This window comes from Micromonospora violae (assembly GCF_004217135.1).
Classification (GTDB): domain Bacteria; phylum Actinomycetota; class Actinomycetes; order Mycobacteriales; family Micromonosporaceae; genus Micromonospora; species Micromonospora violae.
This window is the reverse complement of record NZ_SHKK01000001.1, coordinates 6,829,592-6,851,096: the sequence shown is the minus strand read 5'-3', so window position 1 is coordinate 6,851,096 and position 21,505 is coordinate 6,829,592. Positions and strand designations below refer to the sequence as shown.

Below are 21,505 nucleotides of genomic sequence, written 5' to 3'. Positions count from 1 at the left end.
CTATTTCCCATGCCTCGTTGTTGCCATAGTCTGGCAACAACGCGAGGTAATGATCACCTTTACCGGAGATGACAAGCCGGGGCGGCCAGCAGCGACGGCACCGGCGGGCACGGCGGTAGGGTCGGGCCATGACCGCGCCCGACCGACTCTCCCCCGGTGACCCCGCGCCCGAATTCACCCTCGGCACCGACACCGGCGACCAGCTCTCCCTCGCCGACCTGCGAGGCCGCAAGGTCGTCCTGTACGCCTACCCGGCCGCGATGACCCCCGGCTGCACCAAGCAGGCCTGCGACTTCCGCGACTCGCTCGCCTCACTCCAGGCCGCCGGCTACGAGGTCGTCGGCATCTCCCCGGACAAGCCGGAGAAGCTGGCGAAGTTCCGCGAGCGCGACGCCATCACCTTCCCGCTGGTGTCCGACCCGGACAAGGCCGTGCTGACCGCGTACGGCGCGTACGGCGAGAAGCAGCTGTACGGCAAGACCGTCACCGGCGTGATCCGCTCGACGTTCGTGATCGACGCCGACGGCAAGATCGAGCGGGCGCTCTACAACGTGAAGGCCACCGGGCACGTCGCCAAACTCCGCCGCGACCTCGACCTGGACTGATCTGTCGAACCCGTTCGCTACGGTCCGTCAGTGGTCCGATACAAGTACACGCCCGAAGCGCTGGCCGCCGCTGCCGCCGTCGCCCGCAACATCACCGAGGTGATGCGGTTGCTCGGCGTACGCGTCAGCGGTGGCTCGCACGCGCACATCAGCCGACAGCTCAAGCGGTTCGGCATCGACACGTCGCACTTCATGAGGCAGGCACCCAACAAGGGTCGCAGCGGTGTACGGCGCACCACCTCCGCACAGCTTCTGGTTGTGCTGCCCGAAGGGTCCCGTCGGACGCCCGGAGCGCGGTTGAAGTGGGCGCTGGGCACACTCGGTGTGCCGCAGGAGTGCGAGGGCTGTGGGATAGGGCCGGTGTGGCGTGGCGCGCCGCTCATCCTGCACGTCGACCACATAAACGGTGACTTCCTCGACAACCGGCCACCGAATCTCCGGCTCCTCTGCCCGAACTGCCACAGCCAGACCGCCACCTACGCCGGCCGGCGAAAACGGGCCTTTGATATCCCCAGCCTCGCGACGCCGACCGATGGGGAGGAACGCCACGACGGGGCGGCCAGCTCCGATCGCCGGCCGGCCACTCGCTCAGAGATCGTCGACCTCGTCGGTCGGGTCGACGCCCAGCAGGTGACGGCCTTGGAGGCGGCACGGCAGTTGGGTTGGACCCCGGCGTATCTACACAAGGTTCGGCGAAGGCTCGAGCAGGACGGCGTATTGAAAGCACGCCCGAACCGCAGCTGGCGTTCGGCGGCCCGTCGCGACGCGGTCATCGAACAGGCGCTGGCGCATCCGGATGCCGGGCCGAAGCGACTGTCCGGCATCCTTCGCAATCTGCCTGGCGAAGGATGCAGAGTCAGTCACGGCACGATCTCGACCCTTCTCAGGGAGGCCGGGCTCAACACCGTCGAAGCCAGACGCTCTAGACTCAGGGAGTTGGCGGGAGTGGCGTAACGGCAGCCGCGCAGGTCTTAGGAACCTGTATCCGGAAGGATGTGGGGGTTCGAATCCCCTCTCCCGCACAGGTCGACACAGATCACCTGCTGGGCGGCGGTGTCGGGCGCGTCACTGTTTCGGGTCGCGGGCCTGGTCTCCGGGTCAGGATGGCGGGCGTGAGTCTGCGCTTCGTCCTCGACCCCGACCTGACCCCACAGCTGCGAGCCGAGATCGTCGACCTGTGGGTGGACGTCAGCAACGCCGGCGGGGCGGTCGGCTTCGTGCCACCGGTCACCGCTGCCGACGTGCACGTCATCGCGGATCCAACCTTCGCCGGCATCGCCGACGGACCGGACCGGCTGCTGGTCGGTTACTCCGGGGGCCGACTGGCCGCCATGTTGATCTTCAGTGACAACCGTTTCCCGCTCAAGGCGCACTGGTGTGTGTTGAAGCGGGTGATGGTCCACCCGGACACCCAGGGCAGCGGCTACGGCTCGGCGCTGATGGTGGAGGCCGCCCGGCTGGGCAGGGTGTTCGGCCACGAGGCGCTGCACGTCACGGTGCGCGACGGGCTGGGGTTGGACAAGTTCTACGGCCGCCTCGGCTATCGGGAGATCGGCCGGCTGCCGCGCGCGTTGCGGGTGGCCCCCGATGACGACCGGGACGAGATTCTGATGTGGCTCGATCTGACGGTCGCCGACTGAGCGGTCAGCCCGCACACCAGCGGGCGTTCGCCCCGGCCGAACCGGTGGCCGGCGCGCTGGTGGTCGGCGCGCTCGTCCTCGCCACCTCGACCGGGCGACGGGCCGGCGTGGGCGTGGCGGCGGGCCGGTTCGTCGGTGGCCGGGTCGACGCGGACGGACGCCGGGTGGCCGCCCCGGCGCCGGACGTGTACATCCGGACCGCGCTGTTCTGCACTTGGCCCGGCGCCATCCGAATGCCGCCGACGGTGACCCGGTTGCCGTACACGTCGCTGACCCGAAGGTTGAACGGGCCCGGCCCGGCGCCGGAGGGAATCAGCCAGTAGTTGTAGTCCTGCCGGGCGGCCGACTGCCAGGGGCCGCTGTCACCCTGCCGGACCTCGACGGACCGCAGCGGGTTGCCGTGGTTGCCGACGCGGACGGCGAACCACCACTGGGACGCGCCCTCCTTGATCCGGAAGGTGAGTGGCCCGGGTAGCGGCGGGTTGACCACCGCGCGGTAGGTGACCGGTACGAGGCCCTGGACCGGGTCGGCGATCCGGGCGAACGCCTCACGGGACAGGTCGAGGTGGCCGGGCTCGCACTCCGGGCACTGGTCCATGATGAGCACCCGGACGGTGCCCTTCGGCCCGACGACGTCGACGAATCCGCCGCAGGCGGCGCCGGCGGCGTACTCCGTCGGACCGAGCGCGACGTAGAGCCGGTTGGCCGGTGCGGCCGGGTTGGAGCAGTTGCCGCCCGCGCCCTCGGAGTCGTAGAAGGTCGCCTTGCCGGTGTGCGTGGCGTTGCCGGTGGGTGGCGCGGCGACCAGCGCCCGGCCGACGGCGCAGGCCGGGGCGGCGCCGGAGCGCAGGGTGAGGGTGAACCCGAGCGCCGCCGCGAGGACGGTGACGCCGGCGGCGACCAGCCAGGGCTTCGCGCCGGACGGCGGCGCGGGCCGGTCCGCTGGAGGATGGTCCAGGTCGATGTCGATGTCGACAGCGCTTCCGTCCGTCACGACGGCGATGCTGCCGGACCGGGGCGCGTACCGACAAGCGGGCTAAGCCAAAGCTAAGACAGCATCGACGGACGGTGATCGGAGGGTGCCGGTCGCTGGTCGAGGGCCCGGTCAGGTCGTGATGACGATCGGGGCGTCCACGGCCAGGGGCCCACTGTCGAGCGGCACCAGGTTCAGTCCGAAGAGGAGCTTCTGCTTGACGTTGCGGTGTCGGCCGAGGGTGCGCAGGGGTTCCTTGTTGCGTACCCCGGTCTCCTGGTCGGTGGTGGTCACCACGCAGCGGTCGCACGGCCCGGCGGCCCGGAACAGCCGGTCGCCGATGCGCAGCGGCCGGCCGGCCCAGTCATCTTCGGCCCAGGCCGGCGCACCGCTGACCACCAGGTTGGGCCGGAATCGGGTCATCGGCACCGGCTCCTCCCCCGTCTCGGCCAACCAGTCGTTGAGGACGTCGAGGGAGGCGGCGTTGGCCAGCAGCAGCGGGTAGGCGTCGGCGAAACTGACCTGGTCGCCGGTGTCGTGTTCGCGGCCCTCGGCGGCCAGGTGGCGGGTCGGCTGGGCCAGCCAGACCAGCCGGACCGGGCGGCCGAGCAGGGTGCCGAGCCAGGCGTCGGCCGCCGGGCCGGCCAGCAGCGCGGGGACTCCGAAGGTGCGGCTGCGGAAGGTACGCACCGGGACCGGTTCGCCGTCGGCCGGTTCCGGCACGTCGAGGTCGGGCTGGCCGTCGGCGCGCAGCGTCAACCCGCCGGGGTGCACCGAGGCGTGCAGGCCGACGAGTCGGGTCGTCTCCCGTTGGGTGACGCCGACGCCGTCGGCGTCCACGACCATCCAGCGTCGGTCGCCGGCCAGGCCCCAGGGGTGCACGAACGCGTCGTCGTGGTCGAGCCGGTGGCAACCCTTGACGGGGTACGTGTGAATCGAGGTCAGCCGCACCTGGCTACCATGCCACGCCGATGCCGTCGCCCGGGTACCAGTGGTTGGCCGGGCTCTCCCGGTAGGCGAGGAACCGCCGGCCGGTGCGTTCGGCGTGCTCGGCGAGGACGTTGGTGCTGGTGACGTTGTCGGTGAGCAGGATCGCGTCGGGGGCGAGCTTGGGCTCGACGGCGTCGAACTCACGCTTCTCGTGGGCACGACTGTGGTCGCTGTCGTGCAGGAACAGGTCGACCGGGCGGTCCAGTGCGGCGATCGAGGCGATCGAGTCGCCGATCACCAGGTCGACGACGTCCGACCATGGGGTGGCTCGGGCGAGGTACCCGGCCTCGGGGTTGATGTCCAGCGAGGTGACCCGGCCCGGGTGCCCCTCCTGTGCGTTGCGTAGCAGGGCGGACGCCAGGACGCAGGTGCCCAGTCCCTTGTCCACGCCGGTCTCCACGATGTGCGAGGGGCGGGTGGCTCGGACGATCGCGTACCAGCCAACGCGTCGGGCATAGCAGACTTTCCTGTCGGCGAGACCACGGCGGGCCGCGGTGGCGGTGGTCTGCTCGATGTGGTGTCGCAGCACGTCGTCGGACTCGATTTCGGCGACGTGGCCGCGGGCCTGCTGGATCGGGATGTCGCAGACGACGCTGACGAACCAGGTCAGGTGGTGGCGGCTCAGCTTGGTCAGCTCATATGTGTAGTTGTGATGTTCACGGGAGGTGACCAACCAGCGGGCTGAGTCGCGCAGAACCTTGGCGTCGTGGCGGGCGACCCGGGCGAGTCGCTTAGGGAATGCGGCGACAGGTGCGAGTGGCGTACGGGCGATGGCTCGGCGCAGCTGCGTGACGTCCACCGCTGCTTCATATCAGGTTCAGGCAATCGTTCGGGGAAAAAGCCTTTTGGTCAGGATGTGCAGCCGGATGGACCGGACAGGGGTACATGCCTGTAACCCAGAATCAGTAGCATCGCGGCATGCAGTATCGCCAGGAGTACGTGGAACCCCAGACCCAGTTCTTTGACCAGCAGTCGCCGCCTGAGCCGACTCAGGCTCCCCGATCGCGGCGACGCCGCCCGCGGTGGCAGAGGGTCGCTCTGATCACCTTTCTGGTGATGGCGTTGCTCGGCGGTGGCAGTCTGATCGCGGGTGGGCTTTACTTCCGCTCGATCGATTCTGGGATCGACCGGGTCGACGCGTTCGCTGACGTCCCCGAAGAGGGCCGTCCGCAGGCGGCGGCCAAGGGCGCGCTGAACATGCTGATCCTGGGTAGTGACTCCCGTGATCCGGAGGGCACGACCGGCTCGCGTACCGACAGCATCATCCTGGCTCACATCCCGAAGGATCGATCCAGCGCTCAGCTCGTCTCGATCCCCCGTGACACCTGGGTGCCGGTGCCGCGCTCGAAGAACGGCAACAACGGCGGCCGGGACGCGAAGATCAACGCAGCCTATGCCTGGGGTGGCGTGCCGCTGATGGTGCAGACCGTGGAGAAGTTCACCGACGTCCGGATCGATCATGTCATGATCATTGACTTTGCCGGATTCGTGGAGATTATCGACGCGCTGGGCGGCGTCGATATCGACTCGGAGAAGTCGTTCACCTCGATCCACCCGCCGTTCCGTACCTTCAAGCAGGGCATGCAGCGGATGGACGGCGAGGCCGCGCTGGACTATTCGCGGCAGCGTAAGCAGTTCGCCGACGGCGACTTCGCCCGCATCCGGCACCAGCAGCAGGTCATCAGGGCAATCATGGACAAGGCGGCCTCCGGCGGCATCCTCACCAACCCGAGCCGGCTCAACTCGTTCGTCAAGGCCTCGTCCAGCGCGGTCTCGGTCGACGAGAAGATGTCCCTGCTGGACATGGCGACCGACCTGCGCAACCTGCGTGGCGGCAACATGACCTTCCTGACCAGCCCGACGAAGGGCACTGGCCGGGTCGGCAGCGAGAGCGTGGTCTTCGCCAACACCGAGAAGGCCAAGTCGTTCTACAGTGCGGTACGCCGCGACGCGGTGCCGGAGATCCTGGCCGCCGGTAAGTAGGGCGTTCAATTGGCCATCCGGCTATGGCGGCGCAGCTGAGCGACTCATATCCTGCGATCGCCCGAAGGCGCGACATGTAAGGCCGAGGGCAACCACGGGGGAGGAACCGATCATGTCACGCCATTCGGCGGTGAGTTATTCCAGCACGCCTGACGAAGCCGCGCAGCACTCTCTGGTGCCGCAGCAGCAGGCCGCGCCCACCGAGTCGGGGACCGCAGAGAACGAGCCAGCGAACGACGCACCAACCGTCGGCGCGATGCCCCGCGTCGAGCGGCCCGAACCGGCGGCCAAGGCAGCGATGGTCCCCGGTCTCGACACGACCGCGGTGCTGCCCTACGCCAGCTCCCGGGCCTCCACCGGCACGCGTTTCCTGCGCGCCTGGATGATGACGGCTCCCGTCGATGTGGTGGCACTGCTGGCGCCGTTGCTGCTGACGCAGAACTACTGGCGCGGGACGCTGGCCAACGCCGCCCTCACGGTGGCGATCTTCGCGGCGGGCGGGCTCTACCGGGCCCGGCGACACGTCAGCATTCTCGACGAGCTGCCGATCCTCTGCGGACGGCTGCTGGCTTCGGCCGCGGTGGTGGCCATCATCGCGGCCGAACGGCACGCCTCGGTGGAGTACGTGACCAGCTTCATGCGCGGCGTCGCGCTCTCCGCGGCGTTGGTGATCGCCGGTCGTGCGCTCAGCCGGAAGTTCACAATCGTCGCGCGTCGGCGGCGGTGGGTGGAGCACAACGCCATCATCATCGGCAGCGGCCCGATCGGCGTGGAGCTGGCCCGGCTGCTGCGGCGCTACCCGCAGTACGGTCTGCGCTTCGTCGGCTGCGTCGACGCCGCGTCCCGACAGGACACCGGCGCGGTGCCGCTGCTCGGCACCCTCGACAACGTCGAGCAACTGGTCCGCCTGCTCAACTGCGACGTCCTGGTCATCGCCGACCCGGACTGCACCGAGTCCACCCTGATCGCGACCCTGCTCCAGCCCAACACCTCGCGCTGCGACCTGTGGGTGGTGCCACGGCTGTGGGGGTCCCGGTCCCAGGCCGGATACCCCGACCACATCGGTGCCATCCCGATCGCCAAGATCGGCGATACGACCCTGTCCGGGCCGCGGTGGGCCATCAAGCGGGCCTCGGATGTCCTCGTCGCCACCCTGGCGCTCATCGTGCTGAGCCCGGTCCTGCTGCTCTGCGCGATCGCCACGTTCATCGACGGTGGCCGTGGCATCTTCTTCTACCAGGAGCGGATCGGCCGGTACGGCAAACCGTTCAAGGTGATCAAGTTCCGGTCGATGCGCCCGGTCGACGAGCAGGAGTCTCAGACCAACTGGTCCATCGCACACGACCGGCGCGTCGGCCCGATCGGGCGGTTCATGCGCCGCACGTCCCTCGACGAGCTTCCGCAGTTGTGGAACATCGTGCGCGGTGAGATGAGCGTGGTCGGGCCCCGGCCGGAACGGCCGCACTTCGTGGAGAAGTTCTCGGCCGAATACCCGAACTACGCGATGCGCCACCGGGTGCCCGTCGGCCTCACCGGGCTCGCTCAGGTCAGTGGCCTGCGCGGCGACACCCCGATCTCCGACCGGGCCAGGTTCGACAACTACTACATCGAGAACTGGTCGCTCTGGCTCGACGTGAAGGTGGTGCTCCGGACGGTGGCGGAGGTCTTCCGCGGTGGTGGTCGCTGACGGTCCCGACCGGCCGGTCGGGTCGTGACCGTCAGTCGCGCGCCAGGAACGGCAGCATCTTCGGCTCGTACCCGCCGCCGATGTAACGCGCCGGATCGGCCTGCAGGACCTCGGCCAGCAGGGTGCCGACGACATCCCGGAAGTCCGTCGTCGCCTTGAGGTCACCGTCGTCCAGGTCGGTCAGGCTCGGCTGCTCCCCGTAGAGCCCACCGGCGACCTGGGAACCCAGCACGAGGACAGGGCCGGCGGTTCCGTGGTCGGTGCCATCAGAGGCATTCGCCCGGACCCGCCGGCCGAACTCGCTGTAGACGACAGTGGTGACCTGGCGACCGGCCTCGGTACGCGACAGTCGGCCGGCGAAGCTGGTCAACGCCTGGTCGAGCTGGCGCAGCAGGAACTCGTGGCCGATCCGCTCCGAGGCATGCGTGTCGAACCCACCCAGACTCACCGAATACACCCGGGTGGGGACCCCGGCCTCGACGCACTGCGCCACCCGCAGCAGTTGTGCGGAGAGGACGTTCGACCCGCCCGTACTCGTAGCGGGGCTCTCCGGTTGGACGGTGACCTCCGGTGCGGCGCTGGCGGCTTCGGCGTCCCGGATGAGTTGGTTGATGTTGATGAGGTTGGCGTACGCGTCGGCGGCCCGCGCCTGCAACTCCGACTCGTTCGGCTCCCTGCGCCCCAGCACGCCGATCATGTCCGGGGTGATGCCGGTCGGCAGCTTGAGCCCACCGATGCTCACGCAGGCCCCGGTGCGGGTCTCCCCGGCGAGAAGGGGCGGGAGCATGGGCTCGAAGCTGACCGCGGCCTCGGGCGCGGCCTTGGTGCCGTCCAACCAACGGCCCACCCACCCCGAGCTGGTCGGACCGCTGGGCGAAGCGCTCTGCCAGATGTCCATGGAACGGAAGTGGCTCCGGTCCGGTTTCGGATAGCCGGCGCCGAGGACGACCGCCAACCGCTGCTCACCCCACAGCGAACTCAAGCCCTTGAGCATCGGGTTCAGCCCCAGCGCGTCGTCGAGGCGAAGCACCCGCTCGGGTTCGTAGGCCAGCTCGGGCCGGGCCGCGTAGTAGGCCCGACTCGCGTACGGGATGACGGTGTTGAGGCCGTCGTTGCCGCCGTAGAGGGTGACGATGACCAGCTTGGGGGTCTTACGGTGGTCTTCCCGGGCGGACGCCTCACCTGCGGTGTGCAGGAGACCGCCCAGGCTCAACTTGGCCGCACCGGCAACGAGGGCGCTGCCGCCGACAACTCCGGAGGCCAGCAGGAATCTGCGCCGGGTCACTGCATCCATGTCACGTCACCAGGTATTCCGGGCTCGCCAATCCGATGGTCAACAGGTGCTGCGGGTCGGTGGTGGCCTTCAGGGCCGCGTACGTCCTGTTGGTCCAGGTCTCGATGGTGAGAACGTGTGCCACGTCCTCCGGGGTGAGCCGTTGCGCAGGAACCAGCTGGGCGATCCGGCCGGCGAGGTTCAGGCGGGCCTGCGCCGCCCCGACGGTCAACCACTCGGCCCCGGCCGGCCACCCCTCGACACTCGGCGGCGCGAACGGCAGTTGGCCCAGCCGCTCCAGACCATTGAGGACGTACGTCGACATCTCATCAGACAACTCCCCGGGCCGCAGCCCCAGATGTCGCATCGCGCCGACGAACCACTCGGTCGGTTGCTTCACCAACCTGCCGGCGCTGGCGCGGAATGCGTCGTCCTCGAAGAGCTTCCGCAGCATCGACATCGAGTTCGGGAAAACGGCCACCATGGCGTCCCGGGTGGACTTCGGAATCGGGTCGGTCGAGGATGCGTAGCGGAACCACAGCCGCTCAGCGATGAAGGCGGCGCACCGATCCTGCTTGAGCAGGAAGTCGACGAGCGAGTGGGCGTCGAAGTTCTTGGTCGTGCCAAGGATCGTCTTGGCCCCGTTGTCGTGCCAGCCCGGGCTGAAGAAGGTGCGGGCGCCGTCGTAGTCGATCCGCCAGCCGGTCAGCGCGCGACCCGCCGCCTTCACATCCTGTTCGGAGTATCGGCCGATGCCGAGCATGAAGAGTTCCATCAACTCGCGGCCGAGGTTCTCGTTGGGGGCCGTCCGGGTGTTGGACTCGCCGTCGAGCCAGAAGACCAGCGCCGGGTCCGTAATCATCTTGTGCGCCATCACCGCGAAGTCCAGTGAGCTGCGCAACGTGCGATGCTGGGTCAGCATCAGTTGGGGCCGCAACACCTTCCGCACGGAGGTGGCCCAGTGCCCGTGCCAGAAGAACCACAGTTTCTCGCGCGTCTGGTGATCGGCCACGGTGAGGCGATCCAGCCACCACTGGGTGATCCGCGCCGTCTGTCGCCAACGCTCCTCGCTCGCCTTGGCGCGCTGGGCGACGGTCGGGCTCGACAGCCCGGAGAGAGGATCCGGACCCAGGACCGGCACGGGGGCCAGCGACGCTCCCACGTCCGGCGCGGTGGGCGCGGTGAGAGCGGCGACTGTCGCGTCGTACCCGGCCTTCTTCGCGGCGGCCAACTCAGCGGCGGTCGGGCCAAAACCGGCGCGGCGCAGTAGCAACGCGAGATCGTCGGCCATGCCAGCAAATGTATGCGACGTCGATGACCCGGTCGAGCCACGGGTCTGGAATTCCAATGTGCTGAATTGGTGACGACGATCCGGACCGGCGCCGCGCCGATCAGCGAAGCGTCGGCGTGGGTGGCCGACGGATCGGCGGCGGGCCGGGCGGCGCGGTGCTGACCTCGGGGCTGGTCAGCCGGGCCAGGCCCGCGTGGTCGCCCTTGAAGACGTTCTTGCTGTAGTTGCCGGGCTGGGACGGATCACCGGGCGCGTACTGCCAGATGGTCTCGGTGGACCAGCCGGCGGGCAGCGGCGGCCGGGTTGTGGTGTAGCCGGCGATGTCCAGCAGGAGGTCGCCGAAGGAGGGGTCACTGTTGGTGCAGGGGTTCCAGAAGTTGGTGTTCGTGTAGATCATCATCGGTCGACCGATGCGGGCCTTGACCTGGTCGGTGAACACCCGCACCCAGTTGGTCAGCTCCGCCGGAGTGAGCCCGTAGCAGGTCGGTGCGCCGGCCCAGTACGGCCACTCGAAGTCGAGCATCGGCACGAGCGTGCGGGAGTCCTTCGCCCACCGCATGTTGTTGATGAAGTAGTTGGCCTCCCCCACCGGGTCGCGCCCGTCCGGGCGGGCGAAGTGGTACGCGCCGACGAGGAGGCCCGCCGCCTTCGCCGCGGTGTAGTCGTCGTTGAAGTAGGGGTTGAGGTAGTCGTTCCCCTCGGTGGCCTTGATGTAGACGAACGAGTTGCCCTCGGCCACCACCGCGTTCCAGTTGATCGGCCCGAGGTTGTGGTCATGGCTGGAGACGTCGATGCCCTGGACGGTGTAACCGGCAGGTGGGTCGGCCAGCGCGGACGCCGGGCTCTGCCGGACCCCCGACATGCCACCGGCGATGGCTCGGCCGCCTCCGTCGGGGGAGGCTGCCGCGCCCGCCGCCGCAGGCGTGCCGAGCAGGTTGACAGCCAGCGCGCAGGCGACCAGCACCGGAATCCATTTCCGTGACATGAGTGTCCCGAATCTCCTTGCTCAGAAGCCGACGTCTCGCGGGTCGCCAGCGAACGCGGGCATCGCGCGGGCCGGCGGATCAACCGGCCCGAAAGTACTGTCGCACCTTACGCACGTGCGGGGCCTTCGCGCTGCCCTGCCCGGCAAAAGTGAATAGAGAACGACTTACGGCAGCAGCCCGCCGATGCGTGCACCGTCAATCGATCCGAACGGCTGAGCCATCGATGGCACGGGTGAACGAAGATGAGCTGCGTCTCTGCCGAAAGGCAGGGCCTGACAGGTGCGTCCGTTCTGGACGCTGACCAAACGGGGAGTCTCACGTGTTCCAACTTCGCCGAGCTGGTCGCTCGGTCACGGCCGGGCTCGCCCTCGCCGTAGTCGCCGCCGCAACGATTTCCAGTGGCGGTGCGGCGTCCGCCGCGCCGTCCGACGGGCAGAAGCTCCCGCGGGCCCTGAAGTCCGCGGACAGGGGCGCCATCAAGGACAGCTACATCGTGGTCCTGAAGGACGCCAAGGCGAACCCCGCCGAGGTCGGTACCAGCGCCACCGCCCTCACCAAGCAGTACGGCGGTGCCGTCACCCACACGTACACCCGCTCGATCCGGGGCTTCGCCGCCCGGATGAACGAGGCGCAGGCCAAGAAGCTGGCCGGCAACTCCGCGGTCGCGTACGTGGAGCAGAACCGCAAGGTGACGAAGACCGACACCCAACTGAACACGCCGTCGTGGGGCCTGGACCGTCTGGACCAGATCTTCGCGCCGTTGAACAAGCGCTACATCTACCCGAACACGGCGAGCAACGTGCACGCCTACGTCATCGACACCGGCATCCGCATCAGCCACCAGGAGTTCGGTGGCCGGGCCAGCTACGGGTACGACTTCGTCGACAACGACCCGGTCGCGAGTGACTGCGACGGGCATGGCACGCACGTCGCGGGCACCCTCGGCGGCACCAACTACGGTGTGGCCAAGGCCGTCAAGCTGGTCGCCGTGCGGGTGCTCGACTGCGAGGGCAACGGCTCCTACGCCGGTGTGCTGTCCGGCATCGAGTGGGTCACCGCGAACGCGGTGAAGCCGGCGGTCGCCAACATGAGCCTCGGTGGCGACGCCAGCGCGGTGATCGACGACGCGGTGGAGGCCTCCATCGCCTCCGGTGTCTCGTACTCCGTTGCCTCTGGCAACAGCGCCAGTGACGCCTGCCTCGAGTCGCCGGGCCGCGCGGCCTCGGCGATCACGGTGGGGGCGACCGACGAGGTCGACTTCCGCGCGTCGTTCTCCAACTTCGGCACCTGCGTGGACATCCACGCGCCGGGGCACCACATCCCGTCGTCGGTGGCCAGCAGCGACACGGCGATCGCCAAGTACAGCGGCACCTCGATGGCGAGCCCGCACGTCGCGGGTGCTGCGGCGCTCGCGCTGTCCGCGAACCCGACCTGGACGCCGCTTCAGGTGCGCAACTATCTCGTCTACGGTGGCACCCGACGGGTCGTCCGGAACACGGCCGCGTACAACACGAGCGACGTGATGCTGCGCATCGGCACCACGGCGGTGCCGCAGGTCGCCGGCCTGCGTTCGCTGACCAACGGCAAGACCGTCTCGGTGGGGTCGGGCGGCACCCAGCCGTTGACCGCCAGCCAGCCGCCGGCTCAGATCGGCGACCTGGAGAAGTTCACCCTGGTGAGCGCCGGAGCCGGCTACGTCGCCTTCGGGTCCTGGGCAAACGGGAAGTACGTCAGCGCCACCAATGGCGGCAACGGCTCACTGATCGCCAACGCCAGCACCATCACCGACGCGGAGCGGTTCGAGGTGGTGATGAACGGCGACGGCACGACCACCCTCATCGCCAAGATCAACGGCAAGTACGTCACCGCACCGTCGGGCGGCAGCCAGCCGCTCATCGCCAGCGCCACCACGATCGGTGGACCGGAGAAGTTCATGTGGGCCTCGCCGGCGGCGGTCGTGGTGCTGCGTGCGGCGGTCAACAACAAGTTCGTGACCACGGCGAGTGCCGGCAGGAGCCCGCTGATCGCCAACTCGACGACGGTCACGGACTGGCAGAAGTTCGACATGCTCGACCTGGGCGCCGACTCCATCGCGTTCCGAGCCCACTCCAACCGGCTCTACGTCAGCGCTCCGGCGGGGGGCACTCAGCCCTTGATCGCGAACTCCACCGCGATCGGCGGGGCGCAGTTGTTCTGGTTCTACCACTGGGATGAAGGCAACATGCTGTTCCAGGCCCAGAACAACTACAACCTCGTCCAGGCACCGAACAACGGCAACTCGTCGCTGATCGCAAGCTTCAATCCGGCGTCCTACCCGACGCTCTCGACGATGTTCAGTTACGAGGTCCAGACGGTCGGCTAACGCCAGCGGCTGAAAGACCGGGACCTTCGTCGACCGGTTCAGTGGGCCGCCGAGACACGTATCGCACGTGTCTCGGCGGCCCATCCGCGTTAAGAGGCGTCTACCCCAGCCCGAGACGAGAGCGACGCGTAGGCCGCCTGGAGCTGCCGACGGACCGCCGCCGAGCTGTGGTGCTGCACCACCCACTCCCGCCCGTTGGCGGCCATCCGCTCGGCGGCCTCCGGTGCGGACAGCAGCGCCGCGACCTTCGCGATCCAGCCGGCGCTGTCGTCGGCGACGCTGACGTGGACACCGTCCTGCACGCCGGCGCGGTCGGCCACCATGCTGGTCGTCACGCTCGGCACACCGGCGGACATGGCCTGGATGAGCTTCAGCTGCACACCGGTGCCCCGGAAGATCGGCGCGATGGCGACGGCCGCATCAGCGTAGTAGGGCTCGACGGCGGGCGCGTTGGCGTGCAACTCGATACCGTTGCCCACCAGCGCCTGGACCGACTTCGGCGGGTCCGTGCCGACGATCCGCAGCCGGGCGTCCGGGACCGCGTCGCGGATCCCCTGCCAGCACTCGCGTACGAACCACATGAGGCCGTTGACGTTCGCCTCGTAGCTGAGCCGACCCACGAACAGGACGGTGGGTGCGATGGGGCCCTGCTGCCGCTGCACGGAGAAGTCGCAGGGGCTGCGGACCAGGTAGGTGTTGGGTCGCTCCTGACCGGGCAGGGACGGCGCGGAAAGCATCAGCGGCACCCCCTTGCGGACCAGTTCGTCCTCCCGCGCCCGCATCCGGCCCGCCTCCACCCGACCCAACGTGCGCCAGGCGAGGTTGGGCCCGTGGGAGGCCAACTGGTCGTAGTACTCGCTGCGGAACTCGTCCAGGTCGACGATGACCGGCGTGTCACCACAGGCCTCGACCAGGTGGACGGTACGGAAGACGTTGAGGTGGACGACATCCGGCTGGAACTCGTCCAACTGCTGCCGCAGGGCGTCGGTGAGCGCCTTCGGGCTCGCGTACCCCGTCTGCAACGACACCCCGGTGCCGAGCGCACGGGCGGATCGCAGCATGGAGCCGGCGAACGAGTTGGTGACGAGGGTACGGTCCTGGACCGGCAGCTTCTCGGCCAGCCGCACCTCATCGTCATCGTGGGTGAGTGCGAGGAAGCGGACGTCGTGCTCGGCGGCGAGCATCTCCAGGATCACCAGGCTTCGCGGACGAACCGATGCCGGGATCCAGGGTGCCACAAACAAGATTTTCAAATCGGCAGCCTCCTTAGGGCGGACGCGAGGAGTCGCTGAGCTCGCGTGCCGTGCTTCGCGAAATAGACCTGCATGCCGGCCCGGTACAGGTTGTTCTTGCCGACCGCAGCGGTGCTGGTGCTCTCCTTGTGCTCGGCGACGCTCGTCCCGATCGACTTGACGCTCCACCCCGCGGCCCAGAGCCGGGTGCAGAGGTCGACGTCCTCGAAGTAGAGGAAGAAGTCGCGGTCGAACCCGCCGACGGCCCGGAAGGCGTCGCCTCGTACGAGCATGCAGAACCCCGACACCCAGGCGGCCTCGCGTACCTGACCGGTGGGTTCGACGTCGAGGTACTCGAGCATCTGGAACTTCTTGCGCAGCGGCGCCGCCTGTGCCAGCGACCGCTTCAGGCCGCTGGGCACGATCTCGTCGACCCGGAGGGCGGCCAGCCACTCCTTCGCCATACTCGGCGTGGGCCCCGCCGAGATCCCGAAGGTCCCGTCGGGGTAGCGCATCAGCGGCGCGGCCACGCCCAGCTTCGGGTCGGCCCGCAGCGCCTCGGCGAGGTGCGCGAAGGACTCCGCCGTGATGTGACAGTCGGGGTTGAGCAGGAAGTAGGCGTCCGCGTCGGGGACGGTCTCCGCCGCGGCGTTGATGGCCTTGCCGAAGCCGACGTTCGGCAGCGAGATGACCTGGTAGCCGAAGGACTTCGCCACCTCAACGCTGTCGTCGGTGGAGGAGTTGTCCACCACCACGACGTGCTCGATCGGCAGGGCGCCCAGGCAACCGAGGCTGAGGGGGAGCTCCTTGGCCGAGTTGTAGGAGACGATGATGGCTGCGATCTTCACTGTCGACCCGCAATCGCGTAGGCGTCGAGGTACGAGCGGACCGTGTCGTCCCACCGGAACGTCCGCTCGATGTGTGCGCGGGCACGCCGACCACGCTGCGCGGCGTCCTCCGGTGATTCGACCGCAGTTCGGGCGGCCGCCGCGATCTCGTCCGCCGTGGAGGCGACGAACAACATCGAGGCATCGCCCCGCACCGACTCGGCCGGGCCGCTCGACGTGATGACGGGACAGCCGAGGGCCATGGCGTGTGCCACCTTCATCAGCACACCGCCGCCCACGATCGACGGCACGACGACGGCATGGGCGGCGAGCATCTCCGACTGGAAGTCGGGCACCGCACCGGTCACCACCACCCGGCTGTCGCTCTCGCCGAGACCGACCACGTCGGGGGTGGGATCCGCCCCGACGATCCTGAGTTCGGCGTCCGGCAGGTGCCGCCACACGATCGGCATGACCTCGCGGGCGAGAAGCTCGGCGACGAGGACGTTCGCCCGTCGCCACATCGCCCCGGCGAAGACCAGACGCGGTCGCCCGGTCACCGGTGGCGGCGACCAGGACCGCTCCCCCACGTGGATGCCCGGCCGGGCGAGGACCGTGTTGGCGTTGTACTCCTTGGCGACCGCGAAGTCGGCGTCGGACAGGGTGATGACGGCCCCCGCCTGCCGGATCGCCGTACGCTCGAACCGGCGCGTCCGCACCAGCTCGGCGAGACGGTACGGCCGTTCCAGGCCGGATGACGCCCGGTACGACTCCCGCATCACCTTCTCGGTGATGTCGTGCAGGCCCAGCACCGAGGCCCGGCTGAGCCCGACGACCTCGGCGGATTGCAGGTACTCCGCGTGCACCACATCGGGCCGGAGCCGACGGATCAGCCCGGCTGCCTCCTGGGTCGCCTCGCGCGGCCACGCCTGGCGCAGCCACGCCGGTTCGACCCGGAGACGGTCGAGGTGGGTCGGCCGCGCGACGACGTCGGACGGCAGAAGCGTGTACTTCAGGTCGTCCTGCTCGGACCCGGCGGTGTTCCCCGGCGAGTACACGAAGAGCTCGACCTGTTCGGCCAGCCGTGGCGTGAGCTGCACGATGGTGTCGGCCGCGGCGTGGTTGTGCTGCCCGTTCGGCGCGAAGGGGGTGAGCAGCAGGACGCGCATCAGCCGAGCCGCTTCAGCAGCGTGGTGACGAACCCCTGCGCGACGCGTCCCTGGGCGGCGACCCGGGCGGCGGCCTCCCGGAACTCCTCGGTCGCCGCCGCGGCCTGGGTGGCCTTGCGGTAGAGCGTGTCGGCATCGACGTCCGGCGGCACCACGTACTCGCTGAGCCCCAGATCGACGAAGGCGTCCAGGACCTTCCGCTCGTAGGCGATGGCCACCGTGGGAACGCCGATCGCCACGGCCAGCAGGGCGGCGTGCAGGCGGGTGCCGAGGACGAGCTGATTCGTCGCGAGCGCCTGCAACCAGGTCCGCAGCGCCCCGGCGAGCGGCTGACTGCCGTCCAACGGGGTCTGGTCCAGGGCCAGCAGGTCACGGAAGGCACGGTCGTAGATGACGCGGTCGTCCTCGCCGTGCGCTCCCCGGCCGAAGGCCATCGGCAGGAAGGTGCCCGACCAGCCCTCCTGGACCAACCGGGCGGCACAACCGGAGGTGGCCGTCAGCAGCGGGCCCTCCAGCTCCGGCGCGAGTGGCCGCATCGACAGGGCGAAGCGACGACCGGAGTCGACCCGCTCCAGCTCGGGCAGCGGCAGGGTGTACGCCATGTCGCCAATGACCTCGGCGCTGGAGCCGAAGTGCGACGCGGTCCGCTCGTCGCGCACACCGACGCCGACACACGCGGCGCCGATCACCCGGAGCAGCTGACGGCCGAACGGCGTTCCGCCCTCCCGGACGCCGACGCCGACGGTGGCGACGGGCGTTCCGGCGATCTTGGCCATCGCGATGATCCGGGCGAACATCGGCAGGGTGCCGGGCCAGGACAGGTTGGGGGAACGCTCCTGGAAGACCGTTCCGGGGCCGAGGAGCAGGAGGTCACAGGACTTGATCGACCGTTGGACCGCGACCTGACGCTCCGAGGCGCCTCGTGCCCGCAGCACGGGCATGTTCTCCGTCTGCACGCCGTGCAGTTCCGCGACCCGCTCCGGGTTGGGGCAGAAGACCACGAACGAGGCGTTCTCCTTGACCGCGCGAACGCAGGTAATGAGCGAGTGAAGGAGGATCTCGTCTCCGAGATTGTCCGACCCGAACCACCCGACTATTCCGACCCTCACATGTCCTCCGTCGTCGCGGCCGGCAGGTGACCTGCGGCCCTCCGTTGAGCCAACAATTTGGCGGTAGCCAGAACGAGAATGATGCCGCCCAGAATGAAGGACGCCAGGGCGGGTTCCAGGACGGCCAGCAGTACGGCGAGCGCGCCGACCGCCGCCGCCACCATGACGAACGAGACAACGACCGGCCGCACCAGTTCCTTGATTCGCAGGAACCAGAGCAGCGACCCCGCCACGACCAGCTCGTTCAGCACCATCGCCGTGGCGGAGCCGAAGGCCCCGTACGTGCCGTCGAGTGCGAGGTTCAGACCGACGCTGCCGCAGATGCTCAACACCAGCACGATCAACCGGCTGGAGGCGCGGCCCTGCGACAGCAGAATGGCGGACAGGCCGAAGTTGCCGAATCGCAGGATGAGGAAGAAGGTGAGCACCATCGCGAGCGTCGGAATGTTGCCCGCGTGCTCACCGAACAACACGGCGGTCCCGATCGGGATGCCGATGAACATGACGCCGGCGGCGGCCTGACCCGCGAGCCCGAAGAACCGGAAGATCGTGAGCGGATCGTTCGACTGGGCGGCCCCGGACGACCGGCGCGGCGCGGCGTAGGCGAGCGCGCCGACGCCCATGGACGCCGCGACCTGGACCACCGGCCCGACGATCGCCGCGGCCGACACGTATTCACCGACCTCCGCGGCGGCCACGAAGAACGCGAGGACGAACACGTCGCCGCGGAAGTAGAAGAGACCGAAGAGGTCGGCGGCGAAGTACGGCAGGGCCAGCCGGATGTGCTGGACCACGCGGATGCCCCGGGAGTTCCGCAGCGCCGGCAGGATGCGCACGATGAGGAACGCGGCAGCGGACCGGAGGACGGCCGCTATCGACATGTAGACGGCGGCGTCGCCGAGGCTGAGCCCGTCCAGCAGCCACACGTCGACCGCGCACGCGCCGACCAGCAGGAGACCGGCGGACACGTTCGTGAGCGGCTCGGCCCACGCCGACGGCGTGCCTCGGATGAGGACCCACGCCGTCTCGTTCCACTGCTCAAGCAGGCTGGCCACGAAGATCAGGAAGAAGGCGAACTGCGCCTCCGGGGGCAGGACCACACCGATCACGGGGTACGCGACGGCGGCGGCCACCAGCAACGCGACGAAGCGCCCGCAGTGGATCCGCGCGACCACCGGCGGTGACACCGTCCCCGCAGCGGCCTCCCTGGTCAGGTAGGTCGGCAGACCGAGGGAGAGCGCGGCGGCGGTGAAGGACGCGATGAGCGTGGCGAGACCGTAGAAGCCGACCGCTTCGGCGCCGGCGCCTCTGGTCAGGAGCGCCATGACCACCAGGGTGGTCGACCGGGTGGCCAGGGTGGAGACGCCCAGCAGCCCCGACACGATCGTCAGGGACGGTCGCCGTCGCTCCGGCGTGGTGACCTCAGTCGCGACCATAGCCACTCGCAACCCGTACGTGCCGCGACCGGGCGTGGAAGTAGCCGGCGATCAGCGCCAACATCAGGAAGTACGGTCCCTGCATGAGCCCCCATCCCGTCATGCCGATCAGGACAAGGCCCGGCAGCGCGCTGACCAGGACCCGGGGCGCCAGTTCGGCGGTCCGCACCCGGAACACCGCGTGGACGGCTGTCGTCGCGGTCAGCGCGAACGGCAGCCAGAGCAGCAGCGCACCGATGATGCCCAGTTCCGCGGCGCTTAGCAACAGCACGTTGTGCACGGGCACGCCACTGGCGGTGAGTGGGTCGGAGGCACCGGCGATGGCCACGTAGCTGTTCGGGCCCACCCCGGCCCAGGGGTGCTCACGGATCACGTCGAAGGCGACCTGGAGCAGGTGCTGCCGGTCGCCCCCCTCGGGGTCGGCGGTGAACCGCTTGATCAGCCACGGCACCGACAGCAGGCCGAGCGCGCCGGTGATCCCGAGGACGACGAAGTACTTCTTCTGCCAGCGGCCGGTGACGAACTCGAGCACCACCAGGATGAGGATCATGGCGACCACGGCCGCGAGGACCGAGCGACTCTGCGTGAGGGAGACGCCGAGCAGGACGGCACCGAGCGTGCTCCAGGCCACCCACCGTTGCCGCACCGTCTTCTGCGGCAGGGTGAGCGCGCACATGCCGCAGAAGAACAGCAGCTTCGCCAGCTCGCCGGGATGGCTGGTCAGACCCGTGGCGCGGCCGAGCACGTCGAGCGCCTGTGTGCCGGCGATGCGGCGCAGCGGAAAGCCGAGGACCGCCATCGTGATCGCGAAGAGCTGCAACCAGGCCACCGCCGCGAAGGCCCAGAGCAGGACGGAGTTTCTCCGGTCGGCACGTTCGGCGGTGACACCGACGGCGAACACGATCGCCACCAGGGTGAAGTGCACCAGGCCGCTCACGGTGCGCAGGGACGAGTCCCAGGCGAGCACGGCGAACAGGAGCATCCAGCCGAGGAACGGCACCCACGGGAAGAAGGCACGGGTGAGTTGACGCCGCGTCTGGACCCCGATCACGACCACAGCCGCCGCGATCGCGATCGTGTACGTGTACAGCATCGGCTCGCCGGTGGCCACGCCGCTGTAGATGACCACCTCGGACGGAGCGAGGGCCATCGGCGCCAGACCGAGCGTCGCCACGAGCACGGCCAACACGGCGACGATGCGTTGATCCGGATCGGATCGCAGGCCCTCGACGAGCGCCCGGCCGGCCGAGGTCAGCTGCGTGAGCAGGCTCGGGCCCCGGTGACGGCCCGACGGGTGTCGGTTGGACGTCTCCTCGGCGGGGGCCACAGCCGGGCCGACTTTCCGCTGGGCCAGCACCTCACTGGGGTTGAGCCGGACCGTCGGGGCATGGCGAACATCATCCTGGGGATGACCACCGCCTGTGCCGGGGAACATGGCATCTCCGAGTCAGCGTTGGTCGGCCAGTCGCTGCCGGGGCTGCGCTGGTCGTGCGGGGGTTTAGCTCACGCCCTTGAAGCCAGGTCCGTGAGGTCGGGCCTCAGAACCGATGACCACCGGCTCGGCCGAAGCTGCGCTTCGCGGGCTAATCATAGAGGGGCCGGTGAGCGGCGAACCAGCGGTCCCGGGCCGGGTGCGGCGCAACCGCTTCGCCCTTCCAAAACCTCTACATCGGGCCCAATAGAACGGGACGGATAAGACGCTCCGATTCGCCTTTTTGTCATTTGCTGCACATATCGCCACCCCTCCCACACGGGTGCAGGTCCGCACGGGCATCGAGGGTCTCGGTAAGCTGAGCCGGCGGTCTTCTTCCTCTGGTGACCGCAGAGCCAGGACCGCCTCTATCGCCGGCGGCAAACGTGGTGTCCGAAGTGCCCTGAACCGCGTCCCGTGCCGGGTCGCTGAGGGTCGATACGTATCCTACGTTCCCCCGATCACCTCTCT

At 69.0% G+C, this 21,505-nt stretch carries 18 protein-coding genes and 1 tRNA gene; 7 read left to right on the top strand and 12 right to left on the bottom strand.

Features of this window, described 5'->3' with window-relative positions:
* The first annotated feature begins 128 nt into the window (after window positions 1-128).
* The 4 genes from bcp to EV382_RS31105 all read left to right on the top strand — a co-directional run bounded on the left by bcp (window position 129) and on the right by EV382_RS31105 (window position 2,245).
* A complete protein-coding gene (bcp, locus tag EV382_RS31120) occupies window positions 129-605 on the top strand; it encodes a thioredoxin-dependent thiol peroxidase (RefSeq protein ID WP_130407794.1) in 477 nt (158 codons plus the stop codon).
* Between the two features lie 30 nt (window positions 606-635).
* A complete protein-coding gene (locus EV382_RS32980; RefSeq protein ID WP_208758524.1) occupies window positions 636-1,559 on the top strand; it encodes an HNH endonuclease family protein in 924 nt (307 codons plus the stop codon).
* Window positions 1,545-1,627, top strand: a tRNA-Leu gene (locus EV382_RS31110). The genes EV382_RS32980 and EV382_RS31110 overlap by 15 nt, the downstream gene beginning before the upstream one ends.
* An 81-nt stretch (window positions 1,628-1,708) precedes the next feature.
* Window positions 1,709-2,245 (top strand): GNAT family N-acetyltransferase, encoded by a 537-nt coding sequence (locus tag EV382_RS31105; protein ID WP_130407792.1) that lies wholly within the window; start codon window positions 1,709-1,711, stop codon window positions 2,243-2,245.
* Window positions 2,246-2,249: 4 nt separating this feature from the next.
* Here EV382_RS31105 and EV382_RS31100 read toward each other — a convergent pair whose 3' ends face one another.
* The 3 genes from EV382_RS31100 to EV382_RS31090 form a co-directional block, all read right to left on the bottom strand.
* Entirely contained in the window at window positions 2,250-3,239 is a 990-nt protein-coding gene (locus EV382_RS31100) for an expansin EXLX1 family cellulose-binding protein (protein WP_208758522.1), read from the bottom strand.
* 111 nt (window positions 3,240-3,350) lie between these two features.
* On the bottom strand, window positions 3,351-4,169 hold the full coding sequence (locus tag EV382_RS31095; protein WP_130407788.1) for an MOSC domain-containing protein: 819 nt from the start codon (window positions 4,167-4,169) through the stop codon (window positions 3,351-3,353).
* Between the two features lie 4 nt (window positions 4,170-4,173).
* The gene (locus tag EV382_RS31090) at window positions 4,174-5,007 is read right to left on the bottom strand and encodes a class I SAM-dependent methyltransferase (RefSeq protein WP_130407786.1); all 834 of its coding nucleotides are present in this window, start codon (window positions 5,005-5,007) and stop codon (window positions 4,174-4,176) included.
* Window positions 5,008-5,126: 119 nt separating this feature from the next.
* On the opposite strand from EV382_RS31090, the gene EV382_RS31085 reads away from it, so the two are divergent.
* Together EV382_RS31085 and EV382_RS31080 are read left to right on the top strand one after the other, a co-directional pair.
* On the top strand, window positions 5,127-6,191 hold the full coding sequence (locus EV382_RS31085; protein ID WP_130407784.1) for an LCP family protein: 1,065 nt from the start codon (window positions 5,127-5,129) through the stop codon (window positions 6,189-6,191).
* 256 nt (window positions 6,192-6,447) lie between these two features.
* The gene (locus EV382_RS31080; protein WP_130409359.1) at window positions 6,448-7,878 is read left to right on the top strand and encodes an exopolysaccharide biosynthesis polyprenyl glycosylphosphotransferase; all 1,431 of its coding nucleotides are present in this window, start codon (window positions 6,448-6,450) and stop codon (window positions 7,876-7,878) included.
* A gap of 31 nt (window positions 7,879-7,909) precedes the next feature.
* Here EV382_RS31080 and EV382_RS31075 read toward each other — a convergent pair whose 3' ends face one another.
* The 3 genes from EV382_RS31075 to EV382_RS31065 form a co-directional block, all read right to left on the bottom strand.
* Window positions 7,910-9,172 carry a DUF1501 domain-containing protein gene (locus EV382_RS31075; RefSeq protein WP_130407782.1) on the bottom strand — a complete coding sequence of 421 codons (1,263 nt, stop codon included), beginning with the start codon at window positions 9,170-9,172 and terminating at the stop codon, window positions 7,910-7,912.
* A gap of 1 nt (window position 9,173) precedes the next feature.
* Window positions 9,174-10,442 carry a DUF1800 domain-containing protein gene (locus EV382_RS31070; protein ID WP_130407780.1) on the bottom strand — a complete coding sequence of 423 codons (1,269 nt, stop codon included), beginning with the start codon at window positions 10,440-10,442 and terminating at the stop codon, window positions 9,174-9,176.
* A gap of 100 nt (window positions 10,443-10,542) precedes the next feature.
* Window positions 10,543-11,427 carry a GH25 family lysozyme gene (locus EV382_RS31065; protein ID WP_130407778.1) on the bottom strand — a complete coding sequence of 295 codons (885 nt, stop codon included), beginning with the start codon at window positions 11,425-11,427 and terminating at the stop codon, window positions 10,543-10,545.
* A gap of 320 nt (window positions 11,428-11,747) precedes the next feature.
* On the opposite strand from EV382_RS31065, the gene EV382_RS31060 reads away from it, so the two are divergent.
* Window positions 11,748-13,790, top strand: coding sequence for a S8 family serine peptidase (locus EV382_RS31060; RefSeq protein ID WP_244236866.1), 2,043 nt, complete (start codon window positions 11,748-11,750; stop codon window positions 13,788-13,790).
* An 89-nt stretch (window positions 13,791-13,879) separates the two neighbouring features.
* On the opposite strand, the gene EV382_RS31055 is transcribed toward EV382_RS31060, so the two are convergent.
* The 6 genes from EV382_RS31055 to EV382_RS31030 are packed head-to-tail and all read right to left on the bottom strand — an operon-like array spanning window position 13,880 to window position 20,998.
* Window positions 13,880-15,028, bottom strand: coding sequence for a glycosyltransferase (locus EV382_RS31055; protein ID WP_130407776.1), 1,149 nt, complete (start codon window positions 15,026-15,028; stop codon window positions 13,880-13,882).
* An 11-nt stretch (window positions 15,029-15,039) separates the two neighbouring features.
* Window positions 15,040-15,870, bottom strand: coding sequence for a glycosyltransferase family 2 protein (locus EV382_RS31050; RefSeq protein ID WP_165435890.1), 831 nt, complete (start codon window positions 15,868-15,870; stop codon window positions 15,040-15,042).
* The gene (locus EV382_RS31045; RefSeq protein WP_130407772.1) at window positions 15,867-17,018 is read right to left on the bottom strand and encodes a glycosyltransferase; all 1,152 of its coding nucleotides are present in this window, start codon (window positions 17,016-17,018) and stop codon (window positions 15,867-15,869) included. The genes EV382_RS31050 and EV382_RS31045 overlap by 4 nt, the downstream gene beginning before the upstream one ends.
* Window positions 17,018-18,127 (bottom strand): polysaccharide pyruvyl transferase family protein, encoded by a 1,110-nt coding sequence (locus tag EV382_RS31040; protein WP_165435889.1) that lies wholly within the window; start codon window positions 18,125-18,127, stop codon window positions 17,018-17,020. The genes EV382_RS31045 and EV382_RS31040 overlap by 1 nt, the downstream gene beginning before the upstream one ends.
* Window positions 18,124-19,563: an oligosaccharide flippase family protein gene (locus EV382_RS31035; protein ID WP_130407768.1), complete on the bottom strand. Its 1,440-nt coding sequence runs from the start codon at window positions 19,561-19,563 to the stop codon at window positions 18,124-18,126. The genes EV382_RS31040 and EV382_RS31035 overlap by 4 nt, the downstream gene beginning before the upstream one ends.
* A complete protein-coding gene (locus tag EV382_RS31030) occupies window positions 19,550-20,998 on the bottom strand; it encodes an O-antigen ligase family protein (RefSeq protein ID WP_130407766.1) in 1,449 nt (482 codons plus the stop codon). Before EV382_RS31030 ends, EV382_RS31035 begins: the two co-directional genes overlap by 14 nt.
* Between the last annotated feature and the right edge of the window lie 507 nt (window positions 20,999-21,505).

Bases quoted from the DNA above. Each gene is read 5' to 3' on its own strand.
- EV382_RS31085 (WP_130407784.1), top strand. From the start codon at position 5,127: ATGCAGTATCGCCAGGAGTACGTGGAACCCCAGACCCAGTTCTTTGAC.
- EV382_RS31080 (WP_130409359.1), top strand. From the start codon at position 6,448: ATGCCCCGCGTCGAGCGGCCCGAACCGGCGGCCAAGGCAGCGATGGTC.
- bcp (WP_130407794.1), top strand. From the start codon at position 129: ATGACCGCGCCCGACCGACTCTCCCCCGGTGACCCCGCGCCCGAATTC.
- EV382_RS31030 (WP_130407766.1), bottom strand. From the start codon at position 20,998: ATGTTCCCCGGCACAGGCGGTGGTCATCCCCAGGATGATGTTCGCCAT.
- EV382_RS31035 (WP_130407768.1), bottom strand. From the start codon at position 19,563: ATGGTCGCGACTGAGGTCACCACGCCGGAGCGACGGCGACCGTCCCTG.
- EV382_RS31105 (WP_130407792.1), top strand. From the start codon at position 1,709: ATGGCGGGCGTGAGTCTGCGCTTCGTCCTCGACCCCGACCTGACCCCA.
- EV382_RS31070 (WP_130407780.1), bottom strand. From the start codon at position 10,442: ATGGCCGACGATCTCGCGTTGCTACTGCGCCGCGCCGGTTTTGGCCCG.
- EV382_RS31045 (WP_130407772.1), bottom strand. From the start codon at position 17,018: ATGCGCGTCCTGCTGCTCACCCCCTTCGCGCCGAACGGGCAGCACAAC.
- EV382_RS31075 (WP_130407782.1), bottom strand. From the start codon at position 9,172: ATGGATGCAGTGACCCGGCGCAGATTCCTGCTGGCCTCCGGAGTTGTC.
- EV382_RS31065 (WP_130407778.1), bottom strand. From the start codon at position 11,427: ATGTCACGGAAATGGATTCCGGTGCTGGTCGCCTGCGCGCTGGCTGTC.